Here is a 22,624-nt window from a genome sequence, read left to right as displayed (position 1 = left end):
ACCATGGCTGTACAAGATATCATCGCTGAAATTGAGAAGTTAAACGTACTCGAGCTCGTTGAGCTGACCAAAACCCTGCAGGACAAATGGGGTGTAAGCGCCGCTCCCGTCGCCGCCGCCGCTGCTCCTGTCGCCGCCGCCGGTGAGGCTGCTCCAGCCGCCGCTGCTGAAGAGAAGACCGAGTTCGACGCCATCCTGACCGAGGTCGGCGCCAACAAGATCAATGTCATCAAAGTTGTTCGCGAGCTGACAGGCCTGGGCCTGAAAGAGGCGAAAGCCGTTGTTGACGAGGCTCCAAAGGCCATCAAAGAGGGCGTCTCTCGCGAAGAGGCCGACAAAATCGCTGCCAAACTGGCAGAAGCTGGCGCTAAAGTTACCGTTAAGTAAGACTTTTCCCGCCAGGGCACCTCACCACCTGCCTAATAGCATGTCGGGGAGGTGCCTTTCCTTACGTAGAGCAGCGTAACGCATGAAAACGCCCGCAGGGAAGTCATTGATTGCGCCCTTGAGGCATCCATGCTATAATGCGAACGTATACAACTACTTCCGCATCACTCAGAATGTATAAGCATTGCCATGCACAAAGCAATCTGAGCACAGGAAGCATCTTTTTTCCACCCACATTACATTGGAGGTGATTTAGAAACGTGGCATTGACTGTTGAAGAAAAAACAGAGATCATTGCTGATTCCCGTGTCCATGAGACCGACACCGGTTCTCCTGAAGTTCAGATCTCAATTTTGACACACCGCATTAATCAGCTTTCAGAGCATTTAAAGGTTCATAAGCACGACCTCCATTCACACCGGGGCCTGCGCATGCTAGTTGGCCAGCGCCGACGCCTGCTTACCTATCTCAGTAAGAAAAGCCCGGAGCGCTATCGCGCGTTGGTTGCTAAACTGGGTATCCGCGTCAAACTGGGCGCACAAAAGTAAATTTGAGGTTGCTGTGGATGCGGTCGGCGCAGCATGGCGAGCGCCGTACGTATGCCCGACCGCTGCTCCATTTTTCTCCGCTGCATCCAATCCGAGAGTTGTTAGAGAGAAACGAGACGAACGAGAGAGTTAGAAGACAAGGGTTTTCATTCCCCCACAGAGAGTTAGTGACAGAGTATCAGGGATCAAACCACAACGAACAGATGCATGTATAAGTGCGATTGCACGCAAAATTGTACCCTTATAAGTAAAGAAGAACTGCACCCAGTTTTACGTAGTATGGGATGTGATAGGCTCTCAGCAAAGATTCCAGGACAGAGCATAGAATAGGGTGCCATTTATCGGAGGAAATATGATTCACCGTCAAGAAGCTGTTATCGGCGGTCGGGTAATGAGCATAGAGACCGGCAGGGTAGCAGAACAGAGTAGTGGCGCAGTGTTGTTGCGCTACGGAGATACCGTAATACTGGCAACTGTGGTAGGCAGTGACGAGCCTCGTGAAGGTATTGACTTTTTCCCACTAACTGTTGATGTAGAAGAGCGTATGTACGCTGCAGGTAAGATCCCTGGTGGTTTTATTAAACGTGAAGGCCGTGCAACTGAACATGCCATTCTCTCCTGTCGCCTCGCCGATCGCCCTCTCCGCCCTCTCTTCCCCAAAGGTTACCGCAACGACGTCCAGATTGTGATCACCGTTCTCTCTGCCGATCAGGAAAACGATTATGATATTCTCGGTATTGTTGGCGCATCCGCCGCGCTGAGCGTATCTGATATTCCCTTCGCAGGCCCCGTTGGTGCCGTGCGCGTTGGATATATCGATGATCAGTTTGTGATCAATCCACTCGAATCCCAGATGGAGCAGAGTAAATTGGATCTCGCCATCGCTGGTACCGCCGACGCGGTCATGATGGTTGAGGCTGGCGCGAAAGAGTTGCCGGAAGAGATGATGCTGGAAGCAGTTCGCTTCGGACAAGAGAGTCTGCAAGACATCATCAAAATGCAGGAGAAGCTGGTGCAGGCCGTGAATCGGGCCAAGCGTCCATTTACAGCGCCCCCCGTCGATACAGAATTGCAGGCGAAGGTAGCGGAGTTTGTACGCCCACGCTTCGATGCAGCTGTCAACAATCCAGATAAGACGGCTCGTTCTGCCGCGTTAAGCCTGGTTCAGGAAGAGCTGGTCGCCGCGTTCAGCGAGGAGTATCCCGAGCGTTTGAAGGAAGTTATCACCTTCTACGAAAAAGAGCTCAAAGCGTATGTACGCAGCAATATTCTGGACAACGGGCAGCGTCCCGATGGCCGCGATCTGAAAACCATTCGCCCGATTAGCTGTGAGGTTGGCCTGCTGCCACGCACACATGGTTCGGCTATTTTCACCCGTGGACAGACACAGGTCTTGAGCGTCATTACCCTTGGTTCACCAGGAGACGAGCAGGTGCTTGATGGACTGGCCGCCAATGAGAATAAGCGCTTCATGCACCACTACAACTTCCCCCCGTATTCAACCGGTGAGAGCAAGCCCCTGCGTGGCCCTGGCCGTCGTGAGATTGGTCATGGTGCCCTGGCGGAACGCGCCATCTCCGCGATCATTCCTTCACAGAGCGAGTTCCCATATACGATTCGCGCCGTTTCGGACGTACTGTCGTCCAATGGCTCGACCTCGATGGGCTCGGTCTGCGGCACCACACTGGCGCTGATGGATGCCGGTGTTCCCATTCACGCCCCGGTCGCCGGTGTGGCGATGGGCCTGATCACAGGTGAAGGTGAGCGTGAAGGCAAATGGGCTGTCATGAGCGACATTCAGGGAATCGAAGATGCCCTGGGCGATATGGACTTCAAGGTAGCCGGTACCGCCGATGGTGTCACTGCCCTGCAGATGGACATCAAGGTTAAAGGTATCACCTACGAGATTATGTCCAAGGCGCTGGAGCAGGCACGCGAAGGTCGTATGTTCATCATGGAGAAGATGCTCGACGCCATCGATGCACCCCGTGAGGAGCTGTCTGAATTCGCCCCCCGCATCCAGACCATCAAGATCAATCCCGATAAGATCGGCGCTGTCATCGGACCAGGCGGAAAAACCATCCGCAAGATTCAGGAAGACAGTGGCGCTAAGCTCGATATCGAGGATGATGGCTCGGTGAATATCTCGGCCGTCTCCGGAGAGTCGATGCAGCACGCGATGGATGCGGTACGTGCCCTGACCGAAGAGGTCGAGGTTGGCCACATCTATACCGGTACTGTACGCCGCATCGTCGATTTCGGCTGCTTCGTAGAGATCCTGCCCGGTAAAGAGGGTCTGGTACGTACCTCGCAGCTGGCCGATTACCAGGTGATGAGACCGGAAGACGTGGTCTCTATCGGCGACGAGATCACCGTCATGGTGATTGAAGTCGATGGACAGGGGCGCGTCAATCTTTCTCGACGCGCCGCATTGAGCGGTGAGATGCCTACCCAGGCCGAAATGGATCAGGATCGCGGTAGCCGCGGTGGTGGTCGTGGCGGTCCTGGCGGTGGCGGTCGTGGCGGCTATGGCTCGCGTGATCGCGATGGCGGTGGCCGTAGCAACTACGGTGGTGACCGTGGCGGCTATGGTATGGGTGGTGGTGGCCGCGATCGTGGTGGCTATGACCGTGATAACGGCGGCTCACGCGGCGGCAGCTATGGTGGTGATCGTGGCTCCGGTGGTGGCTTTGGCCAGCGCCGCCCAATGGGCGGACCTGGAGGTGGCCAGCGCAATCCCAGTGGCCCACGCCGCGATAACTACGGTCAGCGTCCAGATCGCCGCTGGTAAGATAATCACATTTTAAAAACACAAAAGATAAGGCGACCCCTGCTGGTCGCCTTATCTTGTTCAGGCCTCGGTATTTTTATCAACACTTTCAAAAGGGGTAAAACTGCCATGTCGTCAGAGGAAATCCTGCAAGAGATTGCGGTAGAGGTGTCTACTTGTGCCCGGTGTAGACTCTGCCAGGGCCGTAACAAGGCGGTACCAGGCGAGGGGAGTCCTACCGCAAAGGTGATGTTTATCGGTGAGGGCCCCGGCTATCACGAAGATATGCAAGCACGCCCATTCGTTGGACAGGCAGGACAATTTTTAGATTCCTTACTCGCAAGTATTAACCTGAAACGTTCAGACGTTTTTATTACCAATGTGGTAAAATGCCGTCCCCCTAATAACCGCGACCCCGAACCAGATGAAATGGCCGCCTGCAGCGATTATCTGGACCGTCAGATAGCCGCGATCAATCCACAGGTCATAGTTACCCTGGGCCGCTTTTCAATGGCCAAATTTTTCGGCTCAGAGCGAATCAGCGCTATCCATGGTCGAGCCCGTAAAAAAGATGGGCGCATTTGCATCCCTATGTTCCACCCGGCCGCCGGCCTACGCAATCCCAGTACGAAAGATGCTATCCGCGAGGACTTCAAGAAGATACCATTAATCATGGCCGAAGCCGAGCGTATGGCGGCTGAACAGCCGGCCAAAGCGGTTGTGCAGAAGAAGCGTGAAGAGGAGCCACCCCCCCAGCAATTATCCCTGTTTTAACCAGTACCTCTTACAAGATGAGGGGGGGCGCTAGCGCCCCCTCATCTTGTAAGATAAAAGTGGGGTATAAAAAAACGCGCACGTGCGCGTTTTTTTATACCCCACTTTTATGAAAACATGAGACATCCCAAATTTTAGGGATGAACTTGTGAAAGAAGCGAGCAGTTCTCCATTTTTGAAGGAGAACTGCTCGCTTCTCTTCTCTTGCAGAACAACGTGCTTTCCCCGTTTGGCTCGCTGAAAAGCACCACTGTGCCAAAAAACGGAAAAAGAGAAAGGAGCTGGTCAACCGACTTTCCACTCCCACAGCATCCCAGCGGCTTCCACAGGGCCTAGGGGTATGCTCTTTTCGCACGCATTCGCATCCTCTGTTGGCAAGACGTGTTGTACCCGATGAACACCGGACACACGCCCACATGGTCAGCCGATGCCGACCAGAGCGTCTCTCGTCACGTGGGGAACCTCCACACCGCCTCAGAGCATAATGATCTGGACGCGAGGCTGGGGCCGGGGCCGGCCAGCTACCTCCTCCCAGCGCGCAGGGATCCGTTGCCACAACCGACTCAAGGCCAGGCGCAGCCGTGCAAACGGCTGGTGTGCTTGCCGGGCATGACGGCCTGTGCGATGACAGTAGTGCCGCAACAGCCAGCGGCGTAAGAGTTCGTAAAACGGCGCCAGCAGGCTCAGCAGAAAGGCGTAGGCCAGCGCCGCCAACAGCAGCAGTTTTTCTCGCGTCTCCCACTCCCAGAGCCGCGGGCTTTGGAAGCCCAATTCGCTCTTGTTTTCTTTCCAGGTCAGTTCGATCTGCCAGCGACGCGCATAGGCAAACATAATCCGCCAGGCATCTTCCGCGGTGGTGATGGACTCGGCGGTGAGCAGATACCAGGGCAAGCCACCTTTGCGCCGGGCCACGACCAACCACAACGGCTGCTCAGGATGGTCGGGATGCCTCACCGCACAAGCGAGAACACTGCCCATGACCCACTGGTGACGACGGCAATCCCACACCCAGCGTTCTTGCCATCCTCGTTTGCCGCGGGTGATTTTCCAGGCTGCACGTCGCTGACCCTGGGCATCCACGAGCTGGTAATCTTTTTTCCAGCGCAGCACAAAGCGCAACGAGAACGCCAGCAACAGACCCAGCCAGAAACTGCTGGCGAAGCCTTGATCAAAGACATGCATCACCTCGCGTCCCCAGAGCAGAACGCCTTGCAGTAACAGTTTGGCTTGTTCATCGCGTTTGAAGGAAGCGCGCGCCCCACGGCTGGTCCACCACCGCATGCTGGCTAGTTCAGGCGGGTCGTCTTGCTGCTCGCTGCCGACCAGGACCACGGCCAACCAATGGAGGCCCGGCACAAAGATGGGGCCACGGGGCGGGGTGTAGTAACCTTTCTTGATATGGGTGAGTCGAGCGCCCTTACTCGAGCGCACCGGGGCAAGGTCGTCCGAGGCGATAGTTTCTGGCTTCTCCCACGCACTCTCATCCCACAGCGCCAGCACATCCCTTCCCATCTGTTTCCACCTTGTGAGACGTTGGCTGGCTCGATGCCACAGATACGAGCGGATCAGTTCAGCCGACCATTTGCGACAATGCAGCAGCCGAGACAGGCGTTTGGTTCCTGCCGGAGCTTTGTCGGGCGTCTCGAGATAGCCGCCCATTTCCGAAAGGAGCAAGCCATTGACGCGATCACGGAAGGTCAAGATCACCGCCACGGTCTGCACCATCGTGCGCACCAGTCGTTTGTCCATGCGGCTATCGGCTTGCATGAGCAAGGGAGCCAGAAAGTGAGCCAGAGCAGTGTACAATCCCTGCGCCATCTCGGCAGGGGGATATGCTGGAACTTGTGGCTCCTCAAGCGGTGTGAGATACTGAGATGACATAAACAACACCTCCTGGATTGACTGAATGGTGGTCTGTTTTTCCTTCAGTCTCGCTCAGGAGGTGTCTTTTTACAAACCCGACCTTAAAATTCGGGATGTCTCATGTTAGATGGCTTCTTCGACGGCCTTCAGGCGGCGATAGGTAAAGAATTGATGGAAGAAAAAGTTATAGAACAGTACGATCACAACAGCAATGGCCTGGCTGATCAAAGCATTAATGTGCAGCAGATTAACAAGTAAGGCCTGGATCAGGATCGTCAGCAGGATACCACCGATAGCGGTCGCGTGGAAGCGGCTGAGGCGTACGAACCAGGGGCGCTGTTGTCCGGGCGCGTAACGGAAGGTAAAGCGATCATTGAGCGCGAAATTGGCTAGCAGCGAGAGCTCACTACCCAGCGTCGAACCCAGTAAATTATGGAAGAAGGCATTGGGCAATGAAATATAGTTGAGGACTACATAGAGAATGGCCAGGTTGACAATAGTAGTGGTGCCGCCAATAAACAGAAAAGTAAAAAACTGCACCAGTGAGCCGGCGCGACCACCCGTAACACTATCAAGGTGATCAAGCAAACTATTCACAAACTCCCAGCGCGTAGGGCGATAACTTGGAACAGCCTGCATCGGAGCCACTTGATCCACAATTTCGACCAGCTCTTCCATCACCTCGTGCGAAGGATCTACAATTTCTTCTACATTATTTTGTACAAAACGATCCATACGATATAAAATGCTCCATTTTCTTCAATAAATATTGCAGTCAAATCGACCTACATGTGTGCAGACGATCCCGGTTCTTAGATCGTAACTACTTCCCCCAAAGGTAGTATTTAGTACTCCCAGGCTGCCTGCGGCAGCCTGGGAGTATATTTGGTAGTTGTGGGTGGTGCTGCACATCCGGCGCATTCGCGCTGGATGTGCAGCACCACCCACAACTACCATGAGATGGAAAGATAGGAGTATTCAGCTACATGCGGTGGAAAGATAGGAGCATTCAGCTACTATTGCACTGTCAAAGTTCCTTTGATGGGGGAGCGGGGATGCAAGGGGCGGCGAGCCCCTTGACTGGGGTTCGGGGGCTGTGCCCCCGGCAACTCCTCCCCCTCTCGCCCGCGTAGCGGGCGAACAATCCACCAAACGAAGTTTGACAAAGCACTATGAGGGGGAAAAATATGAGCATTCAGCTACTATGAGATGGAAAGATATGAGCATTCAGTTCCGCTGTGGCAGGGGAGAATCACCAATGTGATTTGGTGGGATCGAAATGTGAGCTATTTCACTTGAGTATATTGATGTACTTATATATACTTAATAATATTAAGGCTCTATAGCTTCTAAAAGGAGTCGTTATGCAAAAAAATTTGAAAAAACTGTATGCCATTGGATTCCTTTCACTACTGCTAGCCGTTTTTTTTACCCTCAACCCTTTGAATAGTAAGACTTCGTATGCGGCTACAGCTACTCAATCTGGTACGACGACCGCTTATACTAATGTACGAACTGGCGCAAGTACTGGATTTCGGGTAGTGTCAACCTATGCACCTTACACACATGTGACTATTTATGCTCGTGTCAACGGACAGATTGTCTGGAGTGGCAATCCGGTCTGGTATCGCATCTCTGCCAGTAACGCGGCTCCTCTCTACGTGTATAGTGGTCTGGTGGCCGTTGATAACACGGGTGGAGGCAGCGTTGGCGGTGGGAATAGCGTGGGCAAAGTGGTCATTATCAACCGGACCACGCAATGGGCCTACTTCTATGAGAACGGGCGCCAGGTACGCAACGCACCCGTAACTACAGGGCAGCCTGGTCTGGAGACGCCGCTTGGCACCTATCATGTCTTCATTAAACTGAGTCCTACCACGTTCTACTCTCCATGGCCAGTTGGATCTCCTTACTGGTATGCTCCAACCCATATCAACTATGCACTGGAGTTTAAAGAGGGTGGTTACTTCATGCACGACTCCTGGTGGCGCAGCACCTACGGTCCTGGCACCAACGTCTACCACTATGATCCTGTATATGGCTGGATAACCGGTTCGCACGGCTGTGTGAATATGTCGTACAGCGTCGCGCAATGGTTGTACAGCTGGGCTCCCATAGGCACAACCGTTAAGATCGTCGCATAGCAATTTCCTACCAAAGATCATCGATATGAAAGTGCCACAGGGGCGCGAATGCGCCCCTGTGGCACTTTCATATCGATGATCTTTGAGCAGCGCCTAGCCGTTGGCGGAAGCGCCGATCACAAAGGCGTCCACCTGGTTAATCATGCCGCGCCAGTAGGGAACCTTGATCTTATGGCCCGCGCTCATAATGGTGACGTCGCGCAGGTGAGCATAGCGAAAAATGGTGGGCAGGCCTTCCGGACCAATCTCTGGTTGATCATCGGGTGGTACCAGAGCAACATAGTACTCCTGCAAGAAGTCGGCGGTCTCCGGCGAGCTCTGGCGATACATCCTCTCATGCATATCAATGTAAAACTGGGCATACGCTTTTGTACTCACCATCGTCCCAAACACCAGTAGCCCCTGCATCTGCAGCATAATCTCAATCTCCAGACCTTGCTGCTCAACCAGGCGCGCCCAGGACTGCAGAGCGATATCTTGCTGTTCATAATCATGCAGCCAGATGTTGCGGCGCTCGGTCCGGTTGAGGGGCCGAAAGCCCGACTGTGCCAGCGTCTGCTGTAAATTATCTTTCTCGTTCTCTGAGAGATCCGCCATAAAAATTATCCTCCGAATATGTTTGATGCACACTATGTCTGGCCGCAGACCATGATTTTTATGTATGCAAATAATATGAGTTCCCCTGAATAGTCATCCTTGTCACGCTTATTTCTATCAAGGATACCCAATTCAGGGGATCGCTACCGGGTCTTTACTCTCAATATTCTATCACCCTTCTGGACAGTGTAAGTCCAGAAGGGTGATAGGCGGAATTCCACTTAGTTGTTATTGTCGGTGTTGCTATTGTTATTGTCGGTGTTGCCGTTGACATTACCGTTGTCGCCGGGATTTTGCGTGGGCTTGCCGGTTTTAGGGGCCTTCACAGGCGGTGGCGGCGTGTAGACGCCCTGAATAGTGGGGACGGTCCCGTCAATGAACCAGTCGGTTACGGTGGCCTCGCCCAGGTGAGGCAGAAGACCCGTATAGGCTGAGACGGTAGCCTGGTGTACATTGGGCGGTGGCGTGAAGCCGTCCTTTGGGAAATGGTACTTGGCGTTGGCGTACTGGAAGACATCCTGCCAGATGGGGCCGGCGCCAGTGATACCGATCACGTTTTCCATTGGCGAGTTATCGCTATTACCAGCCCAAACGCCCACGGCCAGGTGGGGTGTATAACCCATGGTCCAGTTGTCGGCGAAGTTATCGGTGGTACCGGTTTTGGCGGCCACCGGTCGTCCATCCAGTTCCAAAGGATTGGGCGAGGGGAACTCTTCGTGACGGGCCACGGTGTCGGAGAGCATGCTGCTGATCAGGAAAGAGACATCCGCGCCAAGCACGCGCTTGCCCCTGGCATGCCGGGCATCAAACTTATAGATCGGGCGCCCCTGATTGTCGTTGATCTGCAGCACCGTGGTCTGCGGCATGCGCACGCCGCCGTTAGCAAAGGTGGCATAGGCGGTCGTCATATTGAGCAGGGTTTCCTCGCTGACACCCAGCGCCATCGCGGCTCCCTGGCGTCCCGGTACCGTCTGAGCGACGTGTGAGAGACCCAGGCGACCGGCCATGGTCATCACATTTTTGACGCCGGCATACTCGATAGCATCGACGGCCGGAATGTTATATGAGTTGGAAATGCCGCGCCGGATCGTCATATTATCGCCATGGAACTTATGATCATAGTTAGGTGGATTGTACGGCTTGGTACCATCCGGATAATAGGTGTTATGGTCCGGAACGTTCATAGCTGGATACCAGCCCATCTCGAAAGCCGTGGCATAAACGACGGGTTTGAATGATGAACCGGGAGGCCGCAGGGTATTGGCAGCGTTATACTGGCCAGACATCGCAGGATCATTCGATGTGTCATTATAATTGACGCTACCATCCATGGCCAGAATCTCGCCGGTTTTGGGATCGGTCACGACGACCGAGGCATTGTGCAGATTGTGGGCTGTGCGCAGATTGCCATAGCCATAGATGTCGAACTCGTTGCCATCAATACGGTTATAGACGATCTTTTCCACCTGCCGCTCCAGGTCCAGGTCCAGAGTGGTGTAGATCGAGTAGCCACCGTTGCGCAGATTGTACGCCCCGAATAAAGGGATCAAGACATTATCGACGATATAATCTACAAAATGAGGAGCGTTCTTCACATACGCCGGCCGCTTGAACTTGTAGTTCGCGATCTCTTTCTGGGCGACCTGCATCTGATCGCTTGTGATCATCTTCAGGGATAGCATGTTTTGCAGCACATGTGTCTGGCGCTGCATGGCCGCTTTTTTATTGGTAAATGGCATGTAGCCGGTGGGGCTCTGCGGCAGACCGGCCAGCAATGAGGCCTGACCCAGTGTCAACTGGGCGACCGCCGGTTTACATACTCCCTGCTTACACTGTGGCTTCAGACCGAAGTAATCCTGTGCCGCCGCCTCAACGCCAAAATTGGAATCGCCATAGAAAACGGTATTCAGGTACATCTCCATAATCTGGGCTTTGCTATAGCGCTGGGTGAGTCCGGTGGCCAGGATAGCCTCTTCACCTTTAACCTGCAGGGTGCGATCCTGGTCCAGGAAAAACTGATTCTTAATCAACTGCTGCGTAACGGTACTGCCACCTTCCTGCACACTACCGTGCTGAAAGTTGGTAATCACAGCGCGTACAATACCGTTGTAGTCCACGCCACTGTTATTCCAGAAAGAGTGGTCCTCAGCCGCGATGGTCGCGTTCACCAGTTCATTAGGAATATCCTCAAAATTAACGTAGGTGCGCCGACCTCCCGAACTGCTATGGTCATAGAGCTGATAGAGCAACTTGCCATTGCGATCGTAAATATTGGTCGTCTGGGCTAACGAGTGCTGAGCGATGCCATCCAGCAGGGGCAACTGAGCCTGATAGTAAGCATACGCGGCACCACTCGCGCCAGAAGTCAGGATGAGCAGGAGGGCGAACAAGACCAGGGCCACGCTCATCAAACGGAGCAGCAGGGTATCATAGAAGCGGCTATGATGGCGCTTATGCATCAGCACCCGGTTCACTCGCTTGCGCCGCTGTAACATACGTTCGCGTGAGCGCCGGGATGAATAGGGATCGGCCACCGCGATCGCTGAACGGCGTGCCAACTCGCGGTTCGGCCTGCTCCTGGTAACGGACATAATATGATTGCCATTTAGCCTATGCTCGGCAGAGGATACACGCCGTGACGAACCAGCATCAAATTCATCTGCCAGCACCATAGCAGCCATCTCACGATGCCCGTTATCGGACATAGACGGCTTCCGCTGCTTCTTAGCATTAACAAGGACTCGTGCTTTATCCTCAGCCACGGGCATGATCTTCTCTTCAAGCTCACCAGGCGGCTCTGGCTCTTCCGCGACAGACTCCTCGCGAGGATCTACTTTCGGAGGCTCCAATGCTGAAGCAATAGTATCGCGATAATCAGATGGTGAAGGTGGCACGTCGTCTCGCTCATCTTCATTACTCCGCAAAGATGAGGGCGATGCCTTTGAAATAGATGAGGGTGATACTGTTACATCAGTTTTTTGCAAAGGTGATAACGGGGAATTTTTGACAGTTGGGCGCCTGGGAATGACTCGCTGCGGGCGCTTAACTGGCTTCGGCGCCACGTGTTGTGGCTGGCCCGCTGGTCCGGATTGATCGTTATTTTCTATAGAGTCACTACTGCCTGTACCAGTTGTTTCTTCCGTATGAGATTCTTTTTTACCGTCATCATGCGAATCATTTATAGGCATGTTACATCCTTCCCAAGAAATCTATTTATGGCTGTATCACTCCGCACTATTCCCTCCCATTCATTGATTTTAGTTAAACTTAGGAGCTACTTAAAATACTTTTTTTTCAATAATACCACAAGGCTCTAATCCTGCGATCTTTCTTACCCCTATCTATCAGGAGCAGTAGGGGCAGAAATGGCGTCATACCTGTAACTGGTAACATAGGTATGGGCAGTAAACAGACAATTGGCAGCATTTGGGTAGGGTATACCGTTGATTATAACGCATTATAGACCAGATTCGTCGCGCGCCTATGACTATCAGGATGATAATACCTACTTATTTTTTAGGTCTATGGGATAACAAACAGACTGAACCGCTGTGCAACCCTTGTTGTAGGTAAACGTAACATCTATGAAGGGGTTTTCTATACCCATGAGGTTAAGAGATATAACTATGAGCCAACAGGAATTTATGCCCGAGCCACAACGGGAGCGCGTCACTAACCAAGGTAATGAAGAGATATATACGCAATCATACAGCCAGTATCGTGCCAGTAGCGATATGCCCAAGCGCGATCACCCGGCCGATTTTGAGGCGACGATCCCACCATACAGTTACCAGGCCCGAGACCACGCGGAACGGCGAGAGGGTGAAGCGACGGGGCATACAACTTACCAGCACCCACACCGGGAGGACCAGCGCCCACACCAGGCATTTCCGCGCATGAGCCGGATCGGCACTACATTTCAACAGGGCTATCGCTTCTATAAGCAGCGGCGTCAGCGCTTTGATGCTCCCGAGGGAGGACGACCGATGTCACAAGCCGCGCCCGCGCCCCGCTGGGGTGTGCTACTGCTATTGGGCCTGGTCTTTCTCTGCGCGCTACCGATCCTGATCAAGCTTCTACTGTTACTGTTCGCGGCCATGATCGTGATGGGATTCATATCATTGCTGCTCATACTGGGAGGCCTGATCATATATCACCTGTACATCAAAAAGTGTTGGCGCGCCCTCAATAGTCGCTGGCGCTGGTGGTAGCATTGCTCTCACGAGTTTGACAGTTGGCGGGGGGTTTGTTAGAGTTAGAGGCAGTTGAGAAAAAGAAGAACAAGAGAGCCAGACATTGACGGATAATAACATACAAAACGCACAGCCCATTCAACCGGCCGTAATCGACATGATAGATTTAACCAATGTACGTGAGCTAAAGAACCTGCTAGCGACTCACGGCATGCGGCCCAATAAATCCTTTGGCCAGAATTTTTTGATTGATCGAAACATCTTGAAAAAGATCGTGCAGGCCGCTGAGATCATGCCGGAGGATGAGGTATTGGAGGTTGGGGCGGGCACGGGTGTATTGACGCGCGAACTGGCCCAGCGGGCACGACGTGTCGTGGCGGTCGAGATAGAGCGCGACATGCTCACCCTGCTGGCCCAGACTACACGCCGCCATCCCAATGTCGAGCTCATCGCCCGCAACCTGCTCTTTCTCAATCCCAGCGAAGTCTTTGGTCAGACGCCATATAAGCTCGTAGCCAATCTACCATACTATATTACCGCCCCGACTTTCAGGCATTTTCTCGAAAATCCCAACCCACCGCGTACCCTGGTCGTAATGGTACAGTGGGAGGTTGCGCAACGCATCATAGCCGAACCCGGCGATCTGAGCCTGCTGGCGATCAGCGTACAATTCTATGGTCGGCCACATATTATCGCGCGCGTCCCGGCGCAGTCGTTTTATCCGGCACCCAAAGTAGATTCAGCGATCCTGCGCATCGACGTACATGAGCAGGCTCCGCTCTCACATGAAGAGCGGGACCGCTTCTTTAAGGTTGTGCAGGCGGGCTTCTCAGAAAAACGCAAGCAGCTACACAACTCGCTGACGCATGGACTGCATTACAAGAATGAGCTTATCCGCAACTGGATGAGCGAGGCCAGCATTGACAGCAGCCGCAGGGCTGAAACCCTCAGCATTGAGGAATGGATCCGCCTCTGGCGCACCATCGACCAGGCGACACGCACCGACACCCAGGCACCGCAATAGGCGGCGAAGGGACAGGTGATATGCTATGATACAAGCAACAACCAGCATATAGATATTTTTGTCTCAACTTCTTTTCGGCATCAATTTCGCATAGGAAAATGTAAGCTTTATGGGAACGCAGGAACAGTTCTGTGAAACATGTGGGGCAGCCAATGATATATCGGCGCGCTTCTGTCAATACTGCGCCGCCCCGCTTCCTTTTAAGCATACGACCGGAGCATTGCCAGAACAAACGCTGCTCAATGGTCGCTATCAGCTTGAAACACGCATTGGTCAGGGCGGTATGGGAGCCGTTTACAGGGCAGCCGATACCCGTTTTAATAATCGCGCCATCGCCGTCAAGGAGATGAGTCGGGCGGGGCTCTCCCCTGCCAGCATAGCGGAGGCGGAGGCCGCCTTCGAGCGTGAATCACACTTACTGGCAGATCTACTTCATCCCAATCTGCCTCGTATCTATGATCACTTCACTGAAGATGAACGCTCCTACCTGGTGATGGATTTTATTGAGGGTCAGACCCTTGAGGAGTACCTGGAGCAACATGGCAATGGTCCTCAGCCCCTGGAACAAGTCTTAAACTGGGGTGATCAGATATGTGACGTGCTAAGCTATCTCCATAACCACCAGCCGCCGATCATTTTCCGTGATCTCAAGCCCTCGAATGTGATGCTGGACGAGAACGGACACCTCTATCTGATCGACTTCGGAATCGCGCGCGTATTTAAGCCGGGACAATCACACGATACGGTCGCGCTGGGCTCACCAGGCTATGCCGCGCCTGAACAATATGGGAAGGCACAGAGTACACCGCGTTCGGATATCTATAGCCTGGGCGCCCTCCTGCACTGTCTGCTGACGGGCATAGATCCCAGCGAACAACCATTTTTCTTTCGGCCAGCCAGGCAGATGAATCCCAGCATACCGGTCGAACTGGAAGAGTTGCTCCAACAAATGCTGCAGATGACGGCGGATCAACGGCCGGCCAGCGCGCAGGAGGTTAAGAATGTGCTGCGCCACATTGAGCAGCAGCGTATCAGCGGTACCCTCAACCAGGCGACGCCTCAGAGCACCGTAGCATCCACACCAACCAGCAGCAATCCCTATCTCAAAGAGGCCTATCGGCTCTATACGCAACGCAGACTCAATGATGCGCTGGCGCAGTATGATCGCGCCTTGAAACTGGATGATCGCAATGCGATCGCCTGGCAGGGACGCGGCCTCACCCAGGCTCTCAATGGGCAACACCGCGAAGCCCTGGCTTCCTTCGAGCAGGCGTTAAAGCTCGATCCCAACCTGATCATCGCTCTCAATGGTAAAGGGACCGCCCTTAACATGCTGCACCGCAACCAGGAAGCGCTGACCGTTTTCGATCGCGCCATCCTGATGGAGAAAGACAATGTGATTGCCTGGAACGGCAAAGGCGCGGTCCTCAGCGCGCTAGGACAACCAGAGCAGGCGCTGACAGCCTTTGACGTCGCCCTGCACTACGATCCTCAGATGGCCCAGGCCTGGGGCAACAAGGGGCTGGTCTTGCGCCAGCTGCGCAACTATCCAGACGCGCTACGAGCCTTTGAGAAGGCCCTGTCACTGGATCGCAATTCGGTCGTGTATTGGAACGGCAAAGGACTGGTGCTCAGCGAAATGGGACGCTATCCCGAGGCGATGCAGGCCTACCATGAGGTGTTGAGCCGCGATCCTAATTACGCTCCTACCAAGTGCGGCATCGGCGATATCCTCTATGCCCAGCATAAGTTGCGCGGCGCATTAGACCAATATGAGCAGGCACTCAAGAGCGATCGGCATTTCGTAAAAGCCTGGGAGCGGCGCGCTATCGTACTGGCAGACATGGGCAATTTCAATAAAGCCCTGGAATCGTATGAAGAGGCTTTGAAGCTGGACCAGCGTTACGCGCCCGCCTGGAATGGCAAGGCCAGCGCGCTCTGTCAGCTTGGACGCTACGACCAGGCGCTGGACGCCTATAGCAAGGCCCTGTTGATCAACGCCAATGTGCCACAGGCCTGGAATGGTAAAGGCAACGCCTATTATCACCTGGGCAACTATACCATGGCTCTTGATGCCTATGAGCGGGCGCTACGGCTCAATCCCCGCATGGCGACGGCCCAGCATAATAAATCGCTGGTACTCAAGCAATTACAACGCTATGAAGAGGCCCTGGCGGCGGCGGAAGAAGCAATTCGCCTGATGCCATCTGATCCCGACAACTGGCTGCGCAAAACGGAGGCGCTCAAGAAATTACACCGTCGCCGAGAGGCTCGCGCGGCTGAAGCAGAGGTCGCGCGGCTGCGTGGTGATGCCTAACAGTTGAGAAAGGGTCGGCCCCCACGATACGACATGTACACTAAAGGCTCCAATGGCGGGTGCGGATGCGCCCGCCATAAAAGGATGAGAACGTGTCGGGGAAAGGAACGGCAACGCAGCTTTGGTTAGCGCAAACTTTTCGCGGACTGATCATAGATGCGGATGCTGTTATCATCATCGTAATAGCGCGACACAATATCAGAGCCAAAGTTCACAGACGAGGAACCGCGCTGCATCTCGAAACCAGCAACACGCATGGTAGCAGGTGGATCGACAGCCAGCACCACATCCTTTACTGTGCCCAGTTCGCGATCCTTGACACCTACAACCTTACGAGAGAGCAACTGCTGTCCGCGCCCCAAGGGAGGGAGAGCCCGTGCCAGCATCTGCGCGTTGCGAATCGTCACCCGATCTTTCTCGATCGCCACAATTCCGGTCACAGGCAGAGAGAGGTCGCCATGCAGACGCGTACGCACGCACAGCGCGTAGATAGCGTTTGAGCCTTCCTTAAAAAAGAAATCCTCCACTTTTCCCAGCGACTTACCCTCGCCAGGGACAACCACATTCAGATTATACAACTCTGACCATTTACGTATGGCCTGATTATTTTCCATACCAAGCTCCTCAAAATCAGATCTATCATGAAGTAAGAATAGTCTAGTCCAATCTTATCACTTTTCCCAGACCCCCAAAAGAGAGACATTACCCGGTGGCGAAAGAAGAACAGGTGGGTAGGGTACACCCACCTGTTCTTCTTTCGCCACCGGGTATTTCACCAACATTATTGAATATATGTGTGTTTGCGTTTTGCGCCCTTGAGGGCACAAAACGCAAACACACATATATTCAATAATAGAGCGCGCCGCAGGCGCGCCTGAACAGGAGGCGAGGGAAAGACGTAGCAATGTGTGTGCGGCAGGTATACCCGCCGCACACACGCTGCTACGTCTTGCACGTAGCTCTTGATTGCTTTTATACTGGGGTGAATAAACAGGGAGGCATGCAACATTGTCCAATGAGACAAAGCAGGTAAGCATCGACACAAAAACTATTCCCGTATTACGCTCGATGAGCCGCTTAAAGGAGCTCCAACATAATCCCCTGGAGTTCCTATCGGGGTTGACGGCGGAATTTGGGGATATCGTGCAGATCAAGTTATTTTTCTGGCCGGTCATCATTATTAATCATCCGGATTACATCAAGCGTGTGCTGCAGGAAAACTATCGCAACTACGATAAAAACGTGCCCATCTTCAATCTATTTCGGCCGATCCTGGGCAATGGCCTGGTAACAAATTATGGCGGTGAGAGTTGGCTACGCCAGCGGCGCTTGATGCAGCCGGCCTTTCACCGCCAGCGTACGGCCGCGCTGGGAACCATCATTACGGAGTCGACCAGGCAGCTATTGACACAATGGGAAGGTCCAGCCTCCAGGGGAGAGGCGGTGGATGTGGCCGACACCATGATGCACCTGACCCTGAATATCGTCGGCCGCTCCCTTTTCGGCATCGATATCACTGGTAAAACCCATACGTTTGGCAAGGCTTTTTCAGATGCGAATGCCTTTCTATTGGAATATTTTAATCGTCCATTCCCGCCCTTGAGCGTACCAACTCCACGTCACCGCCGCTTCCATCGCGATGTGCGCTCCCTGGATAAGGTGGTCTATGAGATTGTGCAGCAGCGGCGCGCCAGCCAGGAGGCGCACGAGGATCTGCTCTCGATGTTGATCGAGGCCCGCGATGAGGAGACCGGTGAGGGCATGAACGACCAGCAGTTGCGGGATGAGGTAATGACGCTGCTGATTGCTGGCCATGAGACGGTGGCCAATGCGCTAGCCTGGGCCTGGTATCTGCTCGCGCAGCACCCGGAGGTTGAGCAAAAGCTACAGGCCGAACTGGCACAGGTATTGGCAGGCCGCCCACCGACCATAGAAGATTTGCCCAGGCTATCCTATACGCGTATGGTCTTTGAGGAATCCATGCGGCTCTATCCCCCGGTCTGGATTATCATGCGCAAGTCTCTGGCGGAAGATACGCTGGGTGGCTATCCCATTCCGGCCCAGACCTATATCGCCTGGAGTACGTACGCCATGCACCGCCATCCAGAGTTCTGGGAGCGGCCAGAAGAGTTTTATCCGGAGCACTTCACGACCGAGCAGGTAGCCAGACGACCACGCCATGCCTATATTCCCTTCAGCCATGGACCGCGCATCTGCATCGGCAATACTTTCGCGCTCACCGAAGCCCAGTTGGTGCTGGCCACCATCGCGCAACGCTACAGCATGAAGCTGGTTCCAGACCATCCCGTCACACCCAATCCACTGATGACATTGAGTCCGCGCCAGGGCATCCGCATGTATTTGCAGGCCAGGTAAGAACTGGCCTGACAACGATTAACGCACATTCTGCTTGAGCAACCTGGGATCTGGTTGGGCGAAGGGACCCACTTTATATAGATCGTCTTTGTTCCAGAGCATCTGGGTGGTGGCGGCCGTGGTCGCTACGATCAGCCAGATGAACAGGGTGCCCAGCGACAGGGCAACGCGTGTATCTTTCAGGCGGAAGATAGCCACGAAGCCGCTGGCAATGGTAAACAGGAGGAAGAGAGCGGTCAGCACAAAGGCATTGATGGGGGAGCGCAGGCTAAAGTAGGCGGCATTAAAGGCCACATACTCCAGCCAGGTCACGGCCTGCAAGGTCAGGAAAGCCTTGCGTCCAGGAGTTTTCTCTGGCATGTTGAGCACGCGCAGTGTACCGTAAATAACGCTGATATTATTGACGGTCCAGGCGGGCGCGAAAAACCAGGAAGGCGGCGTGATTTTCACCTGCTTCAGATTTTTGAAGTAGGAAGTATCACCAAAGATCGTTTCACGTGCATTGTTGCCCTTATTGCCGCTGACCACGCTCACCATGGCCGAAGTGGCGAATGTGAGCACCTGGATAATCAGATAGAAGGCCAGTCCATGGTACCAGCGCCAACGGGGAGTAGTCGCCGCCGCCAGCTTATCTTCAATATCTTTAATAGGTCTGATCCTTACAGACATAATGGAATCTCCTTGCACAAACCGATATATATATACTTTTCTGGTATACGTTTTGACAGAATGAAACATCTACAACAAGAGACGTTATTCCTGTAAGAAATGGATATATATCAAGAATGAAATAGAGTTTTGTGTGCGGGATGCGCCTGGGCGCATCCCGCACACAAAACTCTATTTCATTGAAGCAAGTCAGAACATGTGGAAGGTGTGGAAGAGGAAAGCGAGGATATCCGCTTCCTCTTCGATGATTTTGGCGGTGGGCTTGCCCATGCCATGGCCCGCCTTCATTTCGACGCGGAGGAGGATGGGTGACTCACCCGCCTGGGCGGCCTGGAGCGTGGCGGCGAACTTGCGCGCATGGGCTGGTACAACACGGTCATCAGTATCAGCGGTCATGATCAGGGTTGGCGGATAAGCGGTTCCCGGTCGAACGTTATGGAGTGGCGAATAGGCATACAGGAAAGCAAATTGCTCGGGATTGTTCTCGGCATCGCCATATTCACCGATCCAGTAGCGTCCGACGGTGAAGCGGTGGTAGCGCAACATATCGATAACCGGCACACGGCAGATAACAGCTCCATACAGATCGGGACGCTGCACCAGGCACGCGGCTACCAGCAGACCACCATTGCTACCGCCCATGATGGCGATGCGCGACGGCCGCGTATAGTTGTTCGCCACCAGCCATGCGGCGGCGGAGATAAAGTCATCGAAGACATTCTGCTTTTTCTCCAGCATGCCCGCCTCGTGCCACTGCTCCCCATATTCGCTGCCACCGCGCAGATTGGCGACAGCGTAAATTCCCCCGCGTTCTATCCAGACCAGTGGTGTCACACCAAAGGTTGGCGTCAGACTGATATCAAAACCGCCATAGCCATACATCAGGACAGGATTATTACCGTCCAGCACCAATCCTTTTTTATGGGTCAGGAACATGGGCACGCGCGTCCCATCTTTGGATGGATAGAAGACCTGCGTCGTTTCATAGCCAGCGGGATCAAAGCTGGCCTGCGATTGACGCAGGGGATAGAGCGTGTTGCAGACGAAGTCATAGCGGAAGACCGTCGAGGGAAAGAGGAAAGACGTAAAGGTGATAAACAGTTCGTCACCATCGGGCTCACCCGAAAGATCAATGATCGAGCCCAGAGTTGGCAGGGCCAGTTGCTGCTGCAGACTCCCATCCTTACTATAAAGCTTGATCTCGTGATGGGCGTCATGCATGTAGGCGATGACAAATTGCTGGTTAACGATCTGTGCGAACGCCATCACATCATCCTGCTCGGCGATCAGCTCGCGCCAGTTCTCGCGGTCCGGATTGGCGCTATCGATCGCGATGATACGGCCTTTGGGCGCGTTCAGGTTAGTCTGAATATAGAAGATAGGGCCATCGTTACCGATTAGATCATAGCTGGCATCTGCCTCATCCAATAAGCGAACAAAGGGAGCGGAGCTCCCAACCTCGCGATAATAGAGGCGGTTACGTGGCTCGGTGCCATTCCACACCGTTAGAAAGAGATATTTGCCATCATCGGTAATAGAAGGTGTGAAGCTGAGCTCCTTAGCCTCAGGACGCTCAAAGATCAGCTGGTCCTCAGACTGCGGTGTATTGATCGCATGCCAGTAGACCTTACTGAACTTACTCTGGTCCTCTTCGGCCACGGTACCTGGCTCGGGCAAACGATTATAAAAGAAGCCGGAATTGTCATGTCTCCAGGCGATGCCACTGAACTTACACCAGTGGATCACCTCATTAAAGTCCACCCCGCTATCCACCTGGCGAATATGGATCTCCTGCCAATCGCTACCACTGCTGGAGGTTCCATAGGCCAGCAGGGACCCATCATGGCTAAAAACCTGATTGGTCAGCGAGACCGTACCGTCCGCACTCAGGCTATTGGGGTCAAGCACAACCCGCTCGTCAGACTCAAGCGACGACTGCATATACAGCACGCTCTGATTCTGCAAGCCGGTGTTCCTGGAGAAATAGTAGCGTCCCCCTCTTTTGCGGGGCGCGGAAAATTTGGGATAATTGAACAGCTCAATGTAACGCGCCCTGATCTGTTCGAGATCGGGCAACTTATCCAGATAAGCACGCGCCAGTGCATGCTGCTGCTCAACCCAGGACTGTGTCTGCGCCGACTTCTCATCCTCTAGCCAGCGATAGGGATCGGCAACCCGAGTACCGTGGTAGTCTTCAATCGTCTCATCGCGACGTGTGATAGGAAAATTCAACTGCAGGCTCCTTTGAATACTATAGAAGATAATAAACGACGTTGTTTATGCTTGCTCAATCGATGGCGGCTGCAGCAGCGAATGAGCAAAGTTCGCTACCAGCGTCTGCACCTCTGGTAGATGCTGCTTAAAGAAATGGTCCGCGCCCTCTAACGTTACCAGGCGCTTGGGAGCTGAAACGTGTTCAAACCATTCTACCGCCAGGTTATAGGGTGCCAGTTCATCGGCGGTACCGTGAATAAATAGTTTGGGTTTATGGCACTGTGCCAGGGTCTCACCACTGGCGAACATCCGCGCCGGAACCCCAAGACCAATCATCCCCGTTACCCGATCGTCGGCACAGGCAACGCGCAGACCAACGTATGAACCAAACGAAAAGCCCGCGATAATCGCCGGCACGCCCGGATAGCGGCGGCTCATAAATTCCAGCGCGTACCGCACATCATCCATCTCGCCTCGCCCCTCGTCATATGTTCCGGTACTATGGCCTACCCCGCGAAAATTAAAACGCAAAGCGGGCACATTTATCAATTGCAGCGCTTGCGCTACCTTAAACACGACCTTATTGTGCATCGTCCCGCCACCAAGGGGGTGAGGATGACAGATGACGCTAATGAAATTGGGGGCAACCCCCTCTTCCTCAGGCTTTAAAATTCCCTCCAGGTGACCAGTAGGAGTAGGTATATTCACATGCAACACTTGATTCCCAGCCATAATAATTCCTATTCTT

At 53.7% G+C, this 22,624-nt stretch carries 17 protein-coding genes; 9 read left to right on the top strand and 8 right to left on the bottom strand.

Features of this window, described 5'->3' with window-relative positions:
- Positions 1-3: 3 nt before the first annotated feature.
- The 4 genes from rplL to KTT_RS11415 all read left to right on the top strand — a co-directional run bounded on the left by rplL (position 4) and on the right by KTT_RS11415 (position 4,479).
- Complete coding sequence (rplL, locus tag KTT_RS11430; RefSeq protein WP_126596099.1) at positions 4-387, top strand: 50S ribosomal protein L7/L12; 384 nt, start codon at positions 4-6, stop codon at positions 385-387.
- Positions 388-647: 260 nt separating this feature from the next.
- On the top strand, positions 648-935 hold the full coding sequence (rpsO, locus tag KTT_RS11425) for a 30S ribosomal protein S15 (RefSeq protein ID WP_126596098.1): 288 nt from the start codon (positions 648-650) through the stop codon (positions 933-935).
- Positions 936-1,287: 352 nt separating this feature from the next.
- Complete coding sequence (locus KTT_RS11420; protein ID WP_126596097.1) at positions 1,288-3,726, top strand: polyribonucleotide nucleotidyltransferase; 2,439 nt, start codon at positions 1,288-1,290, stop codon at positions 3,724-3,726.
- A gap of 108 nt (positions 3,727-3,834) precedes the next feature.
- Positions 3,835-4,479, top strand: coding sequence for a uracil-DNA glycosylase (locus tag KTT_RS11415; RefSeq protein WP_126596096.1), 645 nt, complete (start codon positions 3,835-3,837; stop codon positions 4,477-4,479).
- 474 nt (positions 4,480-4,953) lie between these two features.
- Here the strand turns inward: KTT_RS11415 and KTT_RS11410 are convergent, their stop codons facing one another.
- Positions 4,954-6,360 carry a transposase gene (locus KTT_RS11410; protein WP_126594639.1) on the bottom strand — a complete coding sequence of 469 codons (1,407 nt, stop codon included), beginning with the start codon at positions 6,358-6,360 and terminating at the stop codon, positions 4,954-4,956.
- Between the two features lie 105 nt (positions 6,361-6,465).
- The gene (locus tag KTT_RS11405; RefSeq protein ID WP_126596095.1) at positions 6,466-7,077 is read right to left on the bottom strand and encodes a GtrA family protein; all 612 of its coding nucleotides are present in this window, start codon (positions 7,075-7,077) and stop codon (positions 6,466-6,468) included.
- 629 nt (positions 7,078-7,706) lie between these two features.
- Here KTT_RS11405 and KTT_RS11400 point away from each other — a divergent pair.
- Complete coding sequence (locus KTT_RS11400; protein ID WP_126596094.1) at positions 7,707-8,486, top strand: L,D-transpeptidase; 780 nt, start codon at positions 7,707-7,709, stop codon at positions 8,484-8,486.
- A gap of 93 nt (positions 8,487-8,579) precedes the next feature.
- On the opposite strand, the gene KTT_RS11395 is transcribed toward KTT_RS11400, so the two are convergent.
- Positions 8,580-9,083 (bottom strand): GvpU-like protein, encoded by a 504-nt coding sequence (locus KTT_RS11395; protein ID WP_126596093.1) that lies wholly within the window; start codon positions 9,081-9,083, stop codon positions 8,580-8,582.
- A gap of 221 nt (positions 9,084-9,304) precedes the next feature.
- Positions 9,305-12,007: a transglycosylase domain-containing protein gene (locus tag KTT_RS11390; RefSeq protein ID WP_160145800.1), complete on the bottom strand. Its 2,703-nt coding sequence runs from the start codon at positions 12,005-12,007 to the stop codon at positions 9,305-9,307.
- Between the two features lie 702 nt (positions 12,008-12,709).
- Between KTT_RS11390 and KTT_RS11385 the strand changes: the two genes are divergently transcribed.
- The 3 genes from KTT_RS11385 (at position 12,710) to KTT_RS11375 (ending at position 16,617) form a co-directional block, all read left to right on the top strand.
- On the top strand, positions 12,710-13,294 hold the full coding sequence (locus KTT_RS11385; protein WP_126596091.1) for a hypothetical protein: 585 nt from the start codon (positions 12,710-12,712) through the stop codon (positions 13,292-13,294).
- 85 nt (positions 13,295-13,379) lie between these two features.
- Positions 13,380-14,300 (top strand): 16S rRNA (adenine(1518)-N(6)/adenine(1519)-N(6))-dimethyltransferase RsmA, encoded by a 921-nt coding sequence (gene rsmA, locus KTT_RS11380; protein WP_126596090.1) that lies wholly within the window; start codon positions 13,380-13,382, stop codon positions 14,298-14,300.
- A 109-nt stretch (positions 14,301-14,409) separates the two neighbouring features.
- Positions 14,410-16,617 (top strand): tetratricopeptide repeat protein, encoded by a 2,208-nt coding sequence (locus KTT_RS11375; RefSeq protein WP_126596089.1) that lies wholly within the window; start codon positions 14,410-14,412, stop codon positions 16,615-16,617.
- Between the two features lie 125 nt (positions 16,618-16,742).
- Here the strand turns inward: KTT_RS11375 and KTT_RS11370 are convergent, their stop codons facing one another.
- The gene (locus KTT_RS11370; protein ID WP_126596088.1) at positions 16,743-17,231 is read right to left on the bottom strand and encodes a PRC-barrel domain-containing protein; all 489 of its coding nucleotides are present in this window, start codon (positions 17,229-17,231) and stop codon (positions 16,743-16,745) included.
- Positions 17,232-17,625: 394 nt separating this feature from the next.
- On the opposite strand from KTT_RS11370, the gene KTT_RS11365 reads away from it, so the two are divergent.
- A complete protein-coding gene (locus KTT_RS11365) occupies positions 17,626-18,993 on the top strand; it encodes a cytochrome P450 (RefSeq protein WP_126596087.1) in 1,368 nt (455 codons plus the stop codon).
- Between the two features lie 18 nt (positions 18,994-19,011).
- Here KTT_RS11365 and KTT_RS11360 read toward each other — a convergent pair whose 3' ends face one another.
- The 3 genes from KTT_RS11360 to KTT_RS11350 all read right to left on the bottom strand — a co-directional run bounded on the left by KTT_RS11360 (position 19,012) and on the right by KTT_RS11350 (position 22,608).
- Positions 19,012-19,662 carry a tryptophan-rich sensory protein gene (locus tag KTT_RS11360; RefSeq protein WP_160145799.1) on the bottom strand — a complete coding sequence of 217 codons (651 nt, stop codon included), beginning with the start codon at positions 19,660-19,662 and terminating at the stop codon, positions 19,012-19,014.
- Positions 19,663-19,851: 189 nt separating this feature from the next.
- Positions 19,852-21,894 (bottom strand): prolyl oligopeptidase family serine peptidase, encoded by a 2,043-nt coding sequence (locus KTT_RS11355; protein ID WP_126596085.1) that lies wholly within the window; start codon positions 21,892-21,894, stop codon positions 19,852-19,854.
- Between the two features lie 45 nt (positions 21,895-21,939).
- Positions 21,940-22,608 (bottom strand): alpha/beta hydrolase, encoded by a 669-nt coding sequence (locus tag KTT_RS11350; RefSeq protein WP_126596084.1) that lies wholly within the window; start codon positions 22,606-22,608, stop codon positions 21,940-21,942.
- Between the last annotated feature and the right edge of the window lie 16 nt (positions 22,609-22,624).

Origin of the sequence: Dictyobacter aurantiacus, assembly GCF_003967515.1 — a bacterium.
Classification (GTDB): Bacteria; Chloroflexota; Ktedonobacteria; order Ktedonobacterales; family Ktedonobacteraceae; genus Dictyobacter; species Dictyobacter aurantiacus.
The sequence above is the reverse complement of the archived record's forward strand: the minus strand, read 5'-3'. Positions and strand labels throughout refer to the sequence as shown.